The organism is Bradyrhizobium sp. WSM4874 (genome assembly GCF_055811835.1).
Window position 1 is genome coordinate 15,978 of the sequence record NZ_JBVVPR010000018.1, and the last position, 14,076, is coordinate 30,053.

General features: G+C 64.5%; 11 protein-coding genes. 6 read left to right on the forward strand and 5 right to left on the reverse strand.

The annotated features are described in order from the left end of the window. The first annotated feature begins 226 nt into the window (after positions 1–226). Both AC0L3P_RS19550 and AC0L3P_RS19555 read left to right on the forward strand, forming a co-directional pair. Entirely contained in the window at positions 227–3,406 is a 3,180-nt protein-coding gene (locus AC0L3P_RS19550; RefSeq protein WP_354207036.1) for an efflux RND transporter permease subunit, read from the forward strand. After that, the gene (locus AC0L3P_RS19555; RefSeq protein ID WP_354056421.1) at positions 3,393–4,595 is read left to right on the forward strand and encodes an efflux RND transporter periplasmic adaptor subunit; all 1,203 of its coding nucleotides are present in this window, start codon (positions 3,393–3,395) and stop codon (positions 4,593–4,595) included. The genes AC0L3P_RS19550 and AC0L3P_RS19555 overlap by 14 nt, the downstream gene beginning before the upstream one ends. Positions 4,596–4,698: 103 nt before the next feature. On the opposite strand, the gene AC0L3P_RS19560 is transcribed toward AC0L3P_RS19555, so the two are convergent. Both AC0L3P_RS19560 and AC0L3P_RS19565 read right to left on the reverse strand, forming a co-directional pair. Next, complete coding sequence (locus AC0L3P_RS19560; protein ID WP_473304108.1) at positions 4,699–6,216, reverse strand: acetyl-CoA acetyltransferase; 1,518 nt, start codon at positions 6,214–6,216, stop codon at positions 4,699–4,701. A 117-nt stretch (positions 6,217–6,333) separates the two neighbouring features. Next, positions 6,334–7,467 (reverse strand): nitronate monooxygenase, encoded by a 1,134-nt coding sequence (locus tag AC0L3P_RS19565; protein ID WP_473304110.1) that lies wholly within the window; start codon positions 7,465–7,467, stop codon positions 6,334–6,336. Between the two features lie 265 nt (positions 7,468–7,732). On the opposite strand from AC0L3P_RS19565, the gene yghU reads away from it, so the two are divergent. Further along, positions 7,733–8,614 (forward strand): glutathione-dependent disulfide-bond oxidoreductase, encoded by an 882-nt coding sequence (gene yghU / locus AC0L3P_RS19570; RefSeq protein WP_473304112.1) that lies wholly within the window; start codon positions 7,733–7,735, stop codon positions 8,612–8,614. 167 nt (positions 8,615–8,781) lie between these two features. Here yghU and AC0L3P_RS19575 read toward each other — a convergent pair whose 3' ends face one another. The 3 genes from AC0L3P_RS19575 to AC0L3P_RS19585 all read right to left on the reverse strand — a co-directional run bounded on the left by AC0L3P_RS19575 (position 8,782) and on the right by AC0L3P_RS19585 (position 11,634). Beyond that, positions 8,782–10,059, reverse strand: a complete 1,278-nt coding sequence (locus tag AC0L3P_RS19575; RefSeq protein ID WP_027568951.1) for an acyl-CoA dehydrogenase family protein — start codon at positions 10,057–10,059, stop codon at positions 8,782–8,784. A 303-nt stretch (positions 10,060–10,362) separates the two neighbouring features. Then, positions 10,363–10,743 (reverse strand): VOC family protein, encoded by a 381-nt coding sequence (locus tag AC0L3P_RS19580; protein ID WP_473304116.1) that lies wholly within the window; start codon positions 10,741–10,743, stop codon positions 10,363–10,365. A gap of 111 nt (positions 10,744–10,854) precedes the next feature. Continuing rightward, positions 10,855–11,634: an SDR family NAD(P)-dependent oxidoreductase gene (locus tag AC0L3P_RS19585; RefSeq protein WP_473304119.1), complete on the reverse strand. Its 780-nt coding sequence runs from the start codon at positions 11,632–11,634 to the stop codon at positions 10,855–10,857. Between the two features lie 167 nt (positions 11,635–11,801). Here AC0L3P_RS19585 and AC0L3P_RS19590 point away from each other — a divergent pair, with 167 nt between their 5' ends. Genes AC0L3P_RS19590 through AC0L3P_RS19600 form a run of 3 tightly spaced genes read left to right on the forward strand, consistent with a single transcriptional unit; the run spans position 11,802 to position 13,953 of the window. Further along, on the forward strand, positions 11,802–12,590 hold the full coding sequence (locus AC0L3P_RS19590; protein ID WP_473304122.1) for an enoyl-CoA hydratase/isomerase: 789 nt from the start codon (positions 11,802–11,804) through the stop codon (positions 12,588–12,590). Beyond that, the gene (locus tag AC0L3P_RS19595; protein WP_473304125.1) at positions 12,587–13,573 is read left to right on the forward strand and encodes a phosphotransferase family protein; all 987 of its coding nucleotides are present in this window, start codon (positions 12,587–12,589) and stop codon (positions 13,571–13,573) included. The genes AC0L3P_RS19590 and AC0L3P_RS19595 overlap by 4 nt, the downstream gene beginning before the upstream one ends. Positions 13,574–13,575: 2 nt before the next feature. Next, positions 13,576–13,953, forward strand: coding sequence for a DUF6285 domain-containing protein (locus AC0L3P_RS19600; RefSeq protein WP_473304127.1), 378 nt, complete (start codon positions 13,576–13,578; stop codon positions 13,951–13,953). Positions 13,954–14,076: the final 123 nt, after the last annotated feature.

Consider the following 14,076-nt stretch of genomic DNA (forward strand, 5'->3'; position numbering starts at 1 on the left):
TGAAAGCGGCGTCCTTCGGGCGCCGCTTTTTTTACGCGGGGGACAGCGGCTTCTGTCATCTTTCGGGCATGAGCTGCATATCTGGAATGCGATTTCGCAGTGCGATAGCAGGGAAGTTACCGCACGTGACGCGGCGTCGTTGGCCATTTGGGCGGTCTTCAGGTAAATCAGCCGAGGAACCCGCGGGGGCGGTGTTTCCTGTCCCTGATCTGGAATTGCCCAACGAATGATTGCTCTGGTCCGTATTGCCCTGAGCCGGCCCTACACGTTTGTCGTGCTCGCGCTCCTGCTTCTGATCATCGGACCGCTGGCGGCGCTGCGGACGCCGACCGACATCTTCCCGGACATCCGCATCCCCGTGATCGGCGTGGTCTGGCAATACACCGGCCTGCCGCCCGACCAGATGTCGGGCCGCATCACCACGCCGTTCCAGCGCGCGCTGACGACGACGGTCAACGACATCGAGCACATCACCGCCAATTCCTATAACGGCTTTGGCATTATCAAGATATTCTTCCAGCCGAACGTCGACATCCGCACCGCCAATGCGCAGGTCACCGCGATCTCGCAGACGCTGATCAAGCAGATGCCGCCGGGCGCGACGCCGCCCCTGATCCTGAACTACTCCGCCTCCACCGTGCCGATCGTCCAGGTGGCGCTGTCGGGTGACGGGCTGACAGAGCAGAACCTCGCCGATATCGGCATCAACCAGCTCCGTACGCCGCTGGTCACCGTGCCTGGCGCAGCTATCCCCTATCCGTTCGGCGGCAAGCAGCGCCAGGTCCAGATCGACCTCGACCCCACCGCGCTCCAGGCCCGGGGCCTGTCCGGCCAGGACGTCGCCAATGCGCTTGCGGCCCAGAACCTGATCACGCCTGTCGGCACCCAGAAGATCGGGCAGTTCGAATACATCATTCAGCTCAACAACTCGCCGCTGAAGCTCGAGGAGCTCGGCAATCTCCCGATCAAGACCGTCAACGGCGCGATGGTCTATGTGCGCGACGTCGCGACCGTCAGGGACGGCAACCCGCCGCAGACCAACATCGTCCATGTCGACGGCAACCGCTCGGTGCTGATGATGGTGCTGAAGGCGGGCGCGACCTCGACGCTCGACATCATCGCGGGCATCAAGCAGAAGGTGATCGACGTCAAGGACCAGCTTCCGGACGCGCTCAAGATCGGCTTCATCGGCGATCAGTCGGTGTTCGTCCGCGGCGCCATCGAAGGCGTCGCGGTCGAAGGCGTGATCGCGGCGCTGCTCACCAGCATCATGATCCTGCTGTTCCTCGGCAGCTGGCGCTCGACCGTCATCATCGCGGTCTCGATCCCGCTCTCCGTGCTCGGCGCCATCATCATGCTGTCGGCGATCGGCGAGACGCTCAACATCATGACACTCGGCGGCCTCGCGCTCGCGGTCGGCATTCTCGTCGACGACGCCACCGTCACGATCGAAAACATCAACTACCATCTGGAACAGGGCAAGCCGGTCGAGCAGTCGATCCTCGACGGCGCCAACCAGATCGTGACGCCGGCTTTTGTTTCGCTGCTCTGCATTTGCATCGTGTTCGTACCGATGTTCTTCCTCACCGGCGTGGCGCGCTTCCTGTTCGTGCCGATGGCGGAAGCGGTGATGTTCGCGATGATCTGGTCGTTCCTGCTGTCGCGTACGCTGGTGCCGACCATGGCGAACTATTTGTTGCAGGCACATGTCCATCACGAGGACGGCCCGCCGAAGTCGCGCAATCCCCTGGTGTGGTTCCAGCGCGGCTTCGAGGCTCGCTTCGAGCGCATTCGCGGCGGCTATCACAATTTCCTCGGGCTCGCGCTTGCGCACCGTCCACTGTTCGTGATCGGCTTCCTCTGCGTGGTCGGCGCGTCCTTCGCGCTGGTGCCGTTCCTCGGACGCAACTTCTTCCCGGCGGTCGATGCCGGCAACATCCTGATGCATGTCCGCACCCAGGTCGGCACCCGCGTCGAGGAGACCGCGAACCAGCTCGCCGACGTGCAGAAGGCGATCCGCAAGCTGATCCCGGGCGAGATCGAAACGCTGACCGACAACATCGGCATGCCGATCTCCGGCATCAACATGACCTACAACAACACCGGCGTGATCGGCCCGCAGGATGGCGACATCCAGATCAAGCTGAAGGAAGGCCACAAGCCGACCGATGAGCATGTGCGCGTGCTGCGTGAGCAACTTCCGCGGCTGTTCCCCGGCGTCAGCTTCGCCTTCCTGCCGGCCGACATCGTCAGCCAGATCCTGAACTTCGGCGCGCCGGCGCCGATCGACCTGCAGATCCGCGGTGCCAATCTCAGCGCCAACTTCGCTTATGCCAACAATCTGCTGGCCAAGGTCCGCAGGATTCCCGGCGTCGCGGATGCGCGCATCCAGCAGTCGCCGAACAATCCGACCTTCAACATCGATGTCGACCGCACCCGCGCGCAATATGTCGGCCTGACCGAGCGCGACGTCACCAACAGTCTCGTGGTTAACCTTGCCGGCTCCTCGCAGGTGGCGCCGACCTACTACCTCAATCCGGATAACGGCGTGTCCTATTCGATCGTGATGCAGACGCCGCAATACCAGATGGATTCGCTCAGCGCGCTTCAGACGCTGCCGATCACGGCCGCCGGCAATTCGCAGTCGCCGATCCTCGGCGGCATCGCCGACATCAGGCGCTCGACCTCGAGCGCGGTGGTCTCGCAATACGACATCCAGTCGATGGTGCAGATCTTCGCCACGACCTCGGGCCGCGATCTCGGTGCGGTCGCGACCGACATCCGCCAGGTGATTGCCGACACCGCCAAGGAGGTGCCGAAAGGCTCTTCCGTGGTGCTGCTTGGCCAGGTGCAGACCATGAACAGCGCCTTCACCGGCCTGTTGTTCGGCCTGCTCGGGGCGGTCGTCCTGATCTATTTCCTGATCGTCGTGAACTTCCAGTCCTGGTCCGATCCCTTCGTGATCATCACGGCGCTGCCCGCCGCACTCGCCGGCATCGTCTGGATGTTGTTCGCCACCGAGACGACGCTGTCGGTCCCGGCGCTGACCGGCGCCATCATGTGCATGGGCGTTGCCACCGCCAACAGCGTGCTCGTGATCTCGTTCGCCCGCGAGCGCTACGAAGAGCTCGGCGATCCCATCGCCGCGGCGCTCGAGGCCGGCTTCGTCCGGTTCCGCCCGGTGCTGATGACCGCGCTCGCCATGATCATCGGCATGGCGCCCATGGCCCTCGGACTCGGCGAGGGCGGCGAGCAGAATGCGCCGCTCGGCCGCGCCGTGATCGGCGGCCTGATCTTTGCAACTTTCGCCACGTTGATGTTTGTTCCCGTGGTGTTCAGCATGGTCCACAAGAAGCAAGGCGCCAAAGCCGCCGCCTCATCGGAGTCTCCGCATGTCGCCCACTGAACCCCGCTCCCCGGTGTCGCACCGGAAACTGGGCATTTTCGGCGTGGTGGCGCTGATCGCGGCAGGCTTGGTCGTGGGCACCGGCATCCGCGCCCGCGAGGAGCAGGGCTCCAGACTGAAGGCATGGACCGATGACCAGGCTGTTCCCAGCGTCGCGGTGACGCTGCCCAACGCCAAGGCCCTCAATTCCACCATCGATTTACCGGGCCGCCTCGAAGCCTATTATCGCGCGCCGATCTTTGCCCGCGTTCCCGGCTATCTCAAAAGCTGGAGCGCCGACATCGGTGCACGGGTGAAGGCCGGTCAGGTGATCGCCGAGATCGAGGCGCCCGACCTCGACCAGCAACTGCTTCAGGCCCGCGCCGACCTCGCTAGCCAGCAGTCCAGTGCCAGGCTGTCGGAAGCCACCCTCAACCGCCGCAAGACGCTGGTTGCCTCCAACTTCGTCTCCGCGCAGGAGATCGACGAGCGTACCGCCGATCTCTCCAACAAGAACGCGGCGGTTCGCTCGGGCCAGGCCAATGTCGAGCGCCTTGAAGCGCTGGCCGGTTACAAGAAGATCACCGCTCCGTTCGACGGTGTGGTCACGGCGCGCGACACCGACGTCGGTGCGCTGATCAATTCGGGCGGGGGCTCGGGCCCGGCGATGTTCGTGGTCTCCGACATCACCAAGCTGCGCGTCTACATCAACGTTCCCCAGAACTACGTGCCCGCGATCAAGATCGGCGCCAAGGCCGCCATCGTGCTGCCGGAGTATCCGAACCGGACTTTCCAGGCGACGGTGGAGGCTTCCTCGCAGGCGGTTGATGTCGCCTCCGGCACGACGCGCATGCAACTTGGTCTCGACAATTCCGCAGGTGAGCTGATGCCCGGCGGCTACGCCAGCGTGAAGCTCAGCCTGCAGCGCGACACCGCGCCGCTCAGCATTCCCGCCAGCGCGCTGATCTTCAACGGCAGCGGCCTGCGCGTTGCGACCGTCGGTGCGGACGACAAGGTGCTGTTCAAGCCGGTGACCATCGCGCGCGATCTTGGCAAGGAGATCGAGCTCGCCTCGGGTATCGCGCCCGACGACCGCGTCATCACCGCACCACCGGACGGCCTCTCCGACGGCGACCAGGTCCGCGTGACCGGCGCCGGCGCCAAGGGCAAGCCGGCGACGGCGTCGGAGAAGCAGGCGCCGAAGGGGTAGGGCGGTCCTGTAGGGTGGGTTAGCGAAGCGTAACCCACCACTGTTCGTCTCCGAGCAAGCAAAAGAGGTGGGTTACGCCTTCGGCTAACCCACCCTACGAGGCCTACACCACCCGCCACTCCGGTACGCCATCCGCGGCCATCGTGATCTCTCCAAGCGAACCCACCGGCGTCCTGTTCATGTCGAGCAGATGCGCCAGCGTCGCGGTATCGCCCGCCGGAATCCGCGCCAGCGTGCGTCTGTCGTTTTCCGTCCGCAACATCACCACGCCGTGCTCGACATCGCCACCACGGCCGTAGAGCACCGTAAAGCTCTCCACCTTGCCCTTGTCTGAGACATCCGTGACGAACTCCGGCACCGCGCGCTTGTTGCTGTCCGCCGCCGCCTGCACGTTCGTCTCCTGTGCCAATGCTTCACGCGGCGGGGCCTTCGACACCACCAGCGCATGATGCTTGGTGACGAAGCCGCCCTGGCCGTAGAGCAGGCCGAGCTTTGCGCCGTCGCGAACACGCCGCACCATCGCGCAGGCCGCATGGGTCATGTAGGTGTTGAGCGGCGCGCCGAAGAAGGTGAGGCCGCCGGTCACGGTCGGCTGCACGTCCCCATCCAGCCCCAGGGTCCGCCGCGCCATCTTGGGCACGCACGGGAAGCAGCTATAGAGCTCGATCGCGTCGAACTTCTTGCCGTCGCCGCCGGCGAAATCCATCACGGCCTTCAAGACTGCGTTCTGCGGATGGCTTTCATAAAACTGGTCGCGCAGGAGATAGTCGCGCGGCTCTTCCGCCGAGGCGCCGCCGAGCGGGTAGACGAGCTTGTCCTCGGCAATGCCGGCCGCACGCGCCTTGGCGAGGCTGGTGAGCAGTAGCGCACCGCCCATGTTGACGCTGGGGTTGGCGACCATGAGCTTGTTGTAGGGCCAGGCAATCAGCCGGTTGTCGGCGGTCGGCGTCGTGATCTCGTCCGGCGCATAGCGTCGCTTCAACCAGGCATTTGGATTTTGCGCAGCGGCCTCGGAATAGCGTGACCAGAGTGTACCCGACTCCGCCATCGCCTCGCGCGGCGTCTGGCCCCAATGGGCGGACGATGCCGCTTCGTAGAACGGATAGACGGTCACGGGCCGGAACACGCCGAGCTTCACGGCCAGCGGTTTCTGAAACGCTGCGCCGCGTTTCGGCTCCTCGACGTCATGGGCGAAGGGCGTCCATGGCAGCTTCGCGCCGGAGCGCTCCGCCTTGGTTGCGGTCGACTGCGCCTCCGCGCCGCAAACGGCGGCCACACTGCATTCTCCGCGCGCGATGCGCTTTGCGGCTTCGTGAATATTGCGGATCGGGCTCTCGCCGCCGACCGGCCCGTAATAGCAATGCGACGGCGTGATTCCGAGCCGCTGCGCCAGCAGCTGCTCCGGATCGCGATATCGCCAGCTCAGGAAGTTGACGACGTCGAGCGATTGCACCTCGCCGAGCAGCTCTGCGCCCGCATCTGCTTCCGCGCGGCGCAGCGCCCGTTCGAGCAGGTCGAGCGGCTCGAGACCCTTGGTGATCTCCTTGGGGCGGTCGACGATCTCGCCGACGCCGACAATGACGGGGATGCGGTCTTCGGGGGTATTTTTCTGGTCTGTCATGCTTCAAATTCACGATGTCAGTTGTTCGTCATTGCGAGCGTAGCGAAGCAATCCAGGGTCTTTCCGCGATGGTAGTCTGGATTGCTTCGCTGCGCTCGCAATGACGGTGTGTGGCAATCACTCCGCCACCAGCGCATTCATGTGCTCGACGGCTTCGGCAAACTCTTCCTTGAACTCCTGCACCACCGCGCCGGCCGATTTCACGCTGTCGATCAGCCCGACGCCCTGGCCGACGAAGTAACTCACGAGATCGCGCGCCTTCGCGTTGCCGCCCGCAGCGGCGCGGTCGATCGCGTTGAAGGCGTCGCGGCTGACGATGCTTTGCAGCGGCATCGACAATGCGCCGGGGCTCTCGGGTGCGCGGTCCCAGGCGTCGGTCCACACCGAGCGAAGTTGCCGTGCCGGCTTTCCGGTGCGGCCCTTCGAGCGCACCGCATCGCGCGACGACGCCGCAATCATCTTCTCGCGAAAGATCTCCGTGGTCTCGGACTCGACGGTGGCAAGCCACACCGAGCCGGTCCAGGCGCCCGCGGCACCCATCGCCATGCAGGCCGCCATCTGCCGTCCCGTCATGATGCCGCCGGCCGCCAGCACCGGCACGTCGCGGATATTCTTGATCGCCTTGATCACCTCGGGCACCAGCACCATGGTCGAGACCTCGCCGCAATGGCCGCCGGCCTCGGTGCCCTGGACCACGAGGATATCGACGCCGGCCGCGACCTGGCGCAGCGCGTGCTCCTTGGCCCCGACCAGCGCAGCGACCGGCACGCCGTGCTTCCTGCCCATCTCGATCATCGCCTTCGGCGGCACGCCGAGAGCATTGGCGATCAGGCGGATCGGGTGCTTGAACGAGATCTCCAGCAGCTCCAGCGCCGTCCTGCCATCGAACGGCTGCGGCTGGTTGTCGGCGACCTCGGTGGTCGTGAGTTCGATGTCGTATTTCTTCAGGAGATCGCGCGTGTAGTTGCGGTGCTCCTGTGGCACGCGCGCTTCAAGGCTCTTCCAGGTGACGTCCTTCTCGCCCGAGGTCGAGATGTTTTCGGGGATCAGCACGTCGATGCCGTAAGGCTTGCCGTCAACGTGCTCGTCGATCCATTTCAGTTCGCGCTCCAGCGTATCCGGCGTGTGCACGGTCGCACCTAACACGCCAAATCCGCCGGCGCGGCTGACCGCGGCGACGACATCGCGGCAATGGCTGAACGCGAGCAGGGGGAAATCGATGCCCAGCATGTCGCAGATCGGCGATTTCATCGTTCCCTCCGGCGGCCTGCGCATCTCGTTGCTTTCGCTGGCGAAGCGGTGACGACGCTAACTCATCACTGTCGGCGATCCCATGCCGGATTCCCCCGCTGTTCTTGCGTGCAGGCGTCGTCAATCGGGAGCCCGCGAGGGTATGGTGACGGCTGATCGCATGACGCGGTCGCGAGGCCCGCGCCGGACGCAGGGCCGGCAGGGCTTGCCATCGGCCGTCCGTGGGCTAATTAATGCACACGCATCTTTTTGCCGGAGCCCTCGCATGACCGACACCCCCGCCTACGTGCCGCCCAAGGTCTGGACCTGGAACAAGGAGAACGGCGGACAGTTCGCCAGCATCAACCGTCCCATTGCCGGTCCCACCCATGACAAGGAGCTGCCGGTCGGCAAGCATCCCTTCCAGCTCTATTCGCTGGCGACGCCGAACGGGGTGAAGGTCACGGTCATGCTGGAGGAGCTTCTGGCGCTCGGCCACAAGGGCGCGGAATACGACGCCTGGCTGATCAAGATCGGCAACGGCGACCAGTTCGGCAGCGGCTTTGTCGACATCAATCCGAATTCCAAGATCCCGGCGCTGATGGACCGCTCCGGCCCGGAGCCGATCCGGGTGTTCGAGTCCGGCTCGATCCTCTTCTACCTCGCGGAAAAGTTCGGCGCCTTCCTGCCGAAGGACATCAAGAGCCGCACCGAGGCGATGTCGTGGCTGTTCTGGCAGATGGGCAGCGCGCCCTATCTCGGCGGTGGCTTCGGCCATTTCTACGCCTACGCGCCGACCAAGATCGAATATGCCATTGACCGTTTTGCGATGGAGACCAAGCGCCAGCTCGACGTGCTCGACCGCCGGCTCGCCGACAACGAATATCTCGCCGGGAGCGAATACAGCATTGCCGACATGGCGGTGTGGCCGTGGTACGGCGCGCTCGCCAAGGGGTTGGTCTATGGCGCGGGCGAGTTCCTGTCCGTGCAGGACTACAAGCACGTGCAGCGGTGGACCGACCAGATCGCCAAGCGCCCGGCCGTCAAGCGCGGCCGGATGGTCAACCGTGTCTCCGGCGACCCCGCCAGCCAGCTCCACGAGCGGCACGATGCCGGCGATTTCGAGACCAAGACGCAGGACAAGGTCGGCGAGACTACCGCGTCGTAGGTGGTGCTCGCTTCACCTCGCCCCGCGTGCGGGGAAAGGTCGGATTGCATCGAAGATGCAATGCGGGTGAGGGGGAGTCTCCGCGAGTCCGACTGACAGCGTCCTCGCGGAGACTCCCCCTCATCCCAACCTTCTCCCCGCAAGCGGGGAGAAGGGGAAGAAGGACCTCACGCCATGCTCAGCTCGTGGCGTCCCACCACCATCCAGTGCACCTCGTCCGGACCGTCCGCGAAGCGGAGATGGCGGACGTCCTGGTACATTTCGGCGAGCGGGGTCCAGTGCGAGATGCCGGTGGCGCCGTGCATCTGGATCGACTGATCGATGATCTTGCAGGCGCGCTCCGGCACCATGGCCTTGACCATGGAGACCCAGACACGAGCCTCCTTGTTGCCGAGCACGTCCATGGCCTTGGCGGCCTTCAGCACCATCAGCCGCATCGCCTCGATCTCGCAGCGCGCCTGCGCGATGATCTGCATGTTGCCGCCGAGATGGGCGATCTTCTTGCCGAAGGCTTCGCGGGTGAGGCCACGCTGCACCATCAAATCGAGCGCCTTCTCGGCCTTGCCGATGGTGCGCATGCAGTGATGGATGCGGCCCGGGCCTAGCCGAAGCTGCGAGATCTCGAAGCCGCGGCCTTCGCCGAGCAGAATGTTCTCCTTGGGCACGCGCACGTTGTTGAAGCGCATGTGCATATGGCCGCGCGGCGCGTGGTCCTGGCCGAACACGTACATGGGACCGAGCACCTCGACGCCGGGGGTGTCGCGCGGCACCAGGATCTGCGACTGCTGCTTGCTCGGCGCCGCATCCGGGTTGGTCTTCACCATCACGATGAGGATCTTGCAACGGGGATCGCCGACGCCCGAGATGTAATATTTCTCGCCGTTGATGACCCATTCGTCGCCGACGAGCTTTGCGCTTGTCGAGATGTTCTTGGCATCGGAGGAGGCGACGTTCGGCTCGGTCATCACATAGGCCGAGCGGATCTCGCCGTTCATCAGCGGCTTCAGCCACTTCTCCTTCTGCTCCTTGGTGCCGACGCGCTCCAGCACCTCCATGTTGCCGGTGTCGGGCGCCGAGCAGTTCATGCTCTCCGAGGCCAGCGGACTCTTGCCGAGCTCGGATGCGATATAGGCGTAGTCGAGATTCTTCAGGCCCTGGCCGGTCTCGTCGTCGGGCAGGAAGAAGTTCCAGAGGCCTTCCTGCTTGGCCTTGTTCTTGGCTTTCTCCAGCACCTCGAGCTGCTTGGGCGTGAAGCTCCAGCGGTCTTGCTTGCCTTCGCCGGCCTTGGCGAATTCGATCGACATCGGCTCGACGGTGTCGCGGATGAACTTCCTGACGTGATCATAGAGCGGCCGGACCTGGTCCGACATCCTGAGGTCGTTGAGCTCGTCGCCGGGATTGAGGGTGTAGTTGGTGGTGCGGGGAATATAGGTGTGTTTTGTCATTGTTCCTCCCGGGGGCGCTGAGATCGTGCTGCAGGCGAGAATAGTCGCGGCGTCGCCGAAGTGCGAGCGCGCATTTTTCCAACGCAAGCCATGCCACGCGATGGAATATCGCGAGCGTTTGAAATGTTGTTTGAATGGGGGCGAACACTCTCCAGCGTCGTCCCGGACAAGCGCAGCGCAGATCCGGGACCCATAACCACAGGGAGGAGTTTGACGAAGACTCGGAGTTACGAGTTTGCGCTACAACCACTCCCCGTGGTTATGGGTCCCGGCGTTCGCCGGGACGACACTGAATATGCCGATCTAGCTCGCCATCCGATGCATCGCGCAGATCTTGTTGCCGTCGAGGTCACGCAAATACGCAATATAGAGGTTGACGCCCGGGCCCTGGCGGATGCCGGGAGGATCTTCGCAGGGAACGCCGCCGGCGGCGATTCCGGCCGTATGCCATGCATTGACCTGCTCCGGCGAGTTGGCAGCAAAGCCGATGGTGCCGCCATTCGCGCACGTCGCTGCCTCGCCGTTGATCGGCTTCGTGACCGAGAACACGCCGGTTTTGGTGATGTAGAAGATGCGATGGCCGTCGACGCGCGCCGGCCGCACCTCGAGCGTGGACAGCAAATTGTCATAGAACGCCTTGGCCTTGTCGAGGTCGTTGGTGCCGATCATCACGTGTGAAAACATTCTGCCGTTCCCCTCATTATGATTTGTAGCCCGGATGGAGCGCAGCGTAATCCGGGTCTTGTTTGCTTTGGCGGTCCCGGATTGCGCTGCGCTCCATCTGGGCTACAAGAATCAAAACGCCGTATAGCCGCCGTCGATCACGAACGTATCCGCGGTGTGATACGACGAGGCCTTGCTCATCAGATACACCGCGATGCCGCCGAAATCGCTGGCCTCGCCGAAGCGTCGCACCGGAATGCGCGGCATCACGTTGGCCACGAACTTCTCGTTGGCCATCAGGCCTGAGGTCATGTCGCTCTTGATCCAGCCGGGCAGGATCGCATTCGCGGTGACGCCGTGGCGCGCCAGCTCGACGCCGAGCGCGCGCACCAGGGCGTTGATCGCAGCCTTGGTCGCCGCGTAGTGCTCGTTGCGTGCGGTGCCGAAGATCGAGGCGAGGCTCGAAGTCGCCACCAGCCGGCCGAAGGGATCGCCCGCCTCGGCGCGTTGGGTCATGTGTTTTGCGGCCGCCTGGAACGCGTGGAACACGCCATCGAGATTGGTCGCAAACATCGTGCGCCATTCTTCCTCGGTGCGTTCGATGAAGGAGCGCCGGCCGCCGCCGCCGATACCGGCATTGGCGAAGCAGCCGTCGACCCGACCGAATAGGTCGAGCGTGGCCTTCATCGCGGCATTGACCGAGGCCGGGTCGGTAACGTCGCAGACCCGCGCGTCGACCTTGCCTGATAGCCCCGCCAGGCTCGCGGCAGCGGCCTTGTTCTTGTCAGCATTCCGGCCCCAGATCGAGACGTTGCAGCCCTGGCCGGCGAGCGCCTGCGCGATGCCGAGTCCGATCCCGCCATTGCCGCCGGTGATCACGGCGACCCGTCCTGAAAGGTCGAAAAGGTTCATGGCGCGTTTCCTGTTTTTTTGGCATGCGCGCATCAGCCGCTGCGCGCAAGATTGCTTGCTATGCTCCGATCACCATGGACAAGACCGCGCCAAAAATCAAATATGCGCTCCGGCAAAAGCAATTCCGGTCTGCGAAACTGGCGCAGGCCGCAACTCACGAGGAAACCATGCAGTTCAAACACGTCACGCTCGATCTCGACGGTGCGGTCGCGGTCCTCAAGCTCGACCACCAGGAGGTGATGAACGCAGTCTCCGTGGACATGCTGGGCGGTCTCTCAGAAGCGCTCGACGCGATCGAGGAGAAGAAGGACGAGGTGCGCTGCGTGGTGCTGACGGGCGCGGGGCGAGCGTTCTGCACCGGCGCGAATCTCCAGGGCCGCAACAACCAGTCGAAGAAGACCAAGGCCGGCCTGACGCTTGAGACTGGCTTCCATCCCTTCCTGCGCCGCATCCGCAACCTGCATTGCCCGATCGTGACCGCGGTCAACGGCCCGGCGGCCGGCGCCGGCATGAGCTTCGCGCTGCTCGGCGACATGATTTTATGCGCGCGGTCCTCTTACTTTCTTCAAGCCTTCCGCCGTATAGGCCTCGTGCCGGATTGCGGCTCGACCTGGCTCTTGCCGCGGCTGATCGGCAAGGCACGCTCGATCGAATTGTCGCTGATGGGCGAGCGGCTCCCGGCCGAGAAGGCGCTGGAATGGGGCCTCGTCAACCGCGTCTATGATGACGGCGTGCTGATGGAGGAGGCGATGAAGCTCGCGCGCGACCTCGCCAGCGGCCCGACGGTCGCGCTGTCGCTGATCCGCAAGCTCTATTGGGACAGCCCGGAAAATTCCTTCGAGGATCAGCTCAATCTCGAATTCCAGTGCCAGCTCCGCGCCGGCGACACGGATGATTTCCGCGAAGGCGTCGGTGCGTTCCTGGAGAAGCGCCCGGCACAGTTCAAAGGCAAATGATCGAGGCCGAACTCTCCCGCAGCGTTGCGCGCTGGTGCCCGGGCGCGACCGGTGTCGCCGGCGTGGCAAGGCTGTCCGGTGGGGCCAGCCAGGAAACCTGGCGCTTCGACATTGCGCATCCTAATGGCGTGATCGGCGCAATCCTGCGCCGCTCACCGAAGGGCTATGGCGCGGCGCCGACGCGCGCGGCGGGTCTTGCCGCAGAAGCGCAGCTGATGCAGCTCGCCTATGAGGCCGGCGTGCCGTCGCCCCGCGTGATGCATGTGCTGGTGCCCGACGACGATCTCGGCACCGGCTTCGTCATGCAGCGGGTCGAGGGCGAGACCATCGCGCGCAAGATTCTTCGCGATGACGAGTTCGCGGCGGCGCGGCCGCTTCTCGCACGGCAGATCGGCGGCGTGCTTGCGGGCCTGCACAGGCTCCCGCTGGACAAATTGCCCGAGCTGCGCAGTCGCGATGCGAGCAAGGAGATCGCCGAGTTCGAGCGCGATTATGACAGCCTGGACTGGCCAAAACCCGTGTTCGAGCTGGCGCTGCGCTGGTTGCGCGATCGCGACCCGGGCCCTGCCGCCGAGACGACGCTGGTGCATGGCGATTTCCGCAATGGCAATCTCATCATCGGTGCCGACGGCGTGCGCGCGGTGCTCGACTGGGAGCTCGCCCATCTCGGCGACCCCATGGAGGACCTCGGCTGGGTCTGCGTCAACTCGTGGCGCTTTGGCGAGATCGACAAGCCGGTCGGCGGGTTTGGTTCGCGTGAGGAGCTGTTCGCGGGCTATGAGGCCGCGGGCCGGAAGGTCGATGCAGCGCGCGTAAATTTCTGGGAGGTGATGGGCACGCTACGCTGGGGCATCATGTGCGGCGGCATGATGCAGCGGTTTCGCGAAGGCCCGGACCATTCGATGGAACGCGCCATGATCGGCCGTCGCGCTTCCGAGACTGAGATCGATCTGTTGCGGCTGCTGGCGCCGCGGGGGAGTTGACCATGCAAGACGAACCGACCCCGGTCGAGCTGACCAAGTCGGTCGCCGATTTCCTCCGCAACGACATCACGCCGCTGATCTCCGGCCATCAGGCCTTCAAGCTGCGCGTCGCCATCAACATCCTCGATCTCGTGACGCGTCAGTTGACGCGGGAGGAGGGGAGCGATGCCGCGGAGGTGGAGCGACTGCGTGCTCTGCTCGGCATGGACGGCTCGGTCACCGACCTCAACCGCGCACTCGCCGAGCGCATCGCCAAGGGCGAGGTCGATCTCGCAACGCCAGGCCTCGCCGAGCATCTGTGGGCGACCACGATGGACAAGCTCGCAGTCGACCAGCCGAATTACGCGTCGTACAAGCGCGAGCTGTCGCGAGGCGGGTAGACCTCTCCTCGCCATTGCGAGGAGCGTAGCGACGAAGCAATCCAGACCGTCTCCGCGGAGACAGTCTGGATTGCTTCGCTGCGCTCGCAATGACGGCGTTGATGCAGGCGCGCTACTCTCTCC

What these genes read in the sequence shown, in the direction of transcription:
- AC0L3P_RS19550 (WP_354207036.1), top strand. Translation starts at nt 227, where the DNA reads ATGATTGCTCTGGTCCGTATTGCCCTGAGCCGGCCCTACACGTTTGTC.
- AC0L3P_RS19555 (WP_354056421.1), top strand. Translation starts at nt 3,393, where the DNA reads ATGTCGCCCACTGAACCCCGCTCCCCGGTGTCGCACCGGAAACTGGGC.
- AC0L3P_RS19585 (WP_473304119.1), bottom strand. Translation starts at nt 11,634, where the DNA reads ATGAACCTTTTCGACCTTTCAGGACGGGTCGCCGTGATCACCGGCGGC.
- AC0L3P_RS19590 (WP_473304122.1), top strand. Translation starts at nt 11,802, where the DNA reads ATGCAGTTCAAACACGTCACGCTCGATCTCGACGGTGCGGTCGCGGTC.
- AC0L3P_RS19575 (WP_027568951.1), bottom strand. Translation starts at nt 10,059, where the DNA reads ATGACAAAACACACCTATATTCCCCGCACCACCAACTACACCCTCAAT.
- AC0L3P_RS19600 (WP_473304127.1), top strand. Translation starts at nt 13,576, where the DNA reads ATGCAAGACGAACCGACCCCGGTCGAGCTGACCAAGTCGGTCGCCGAT.
- yghU (WP_473304112.1), top strand. Translation starts at nt 7,733, where the DNA reads ATGACCGACACCCCCGCCTACGTGCCGCCCAAGGTCTGGACCTGGAAC.
- AC0L3P_RS19565 (WP_473304110.1), bottom strand. Translation starts at nt 7,467, where the DNA reads ATGAAATCGCCGATCTGCGACATGCTGGGCATCGATTTCCCCCTGCTC.
- AC0L3P_RS19595 (WP_473304125.1), top strand. Translation starts at nt 12,587, where the DNA reads ATGATCGAGGCCGAACTCTCCCGCAGCGTTGCGCGCTGGTGCCCGGGC.
- AC0L3P_RS19580 (WP_473304116.1), bottom strand. Translation starts at nt 10,743, where the DNA reads ATGTTTTCACACGTGATGATCGGCACCAACGACCTCGACAAGGCCAAG.
- AC0L3P_RS19560 (WP_473304108.1), bottom strand. Translation starts at nt 6,216, where the DNA reads ATGACAGACCAGAAAAATACCCCCGAAGACCGCATCCCCGTCATTGTC.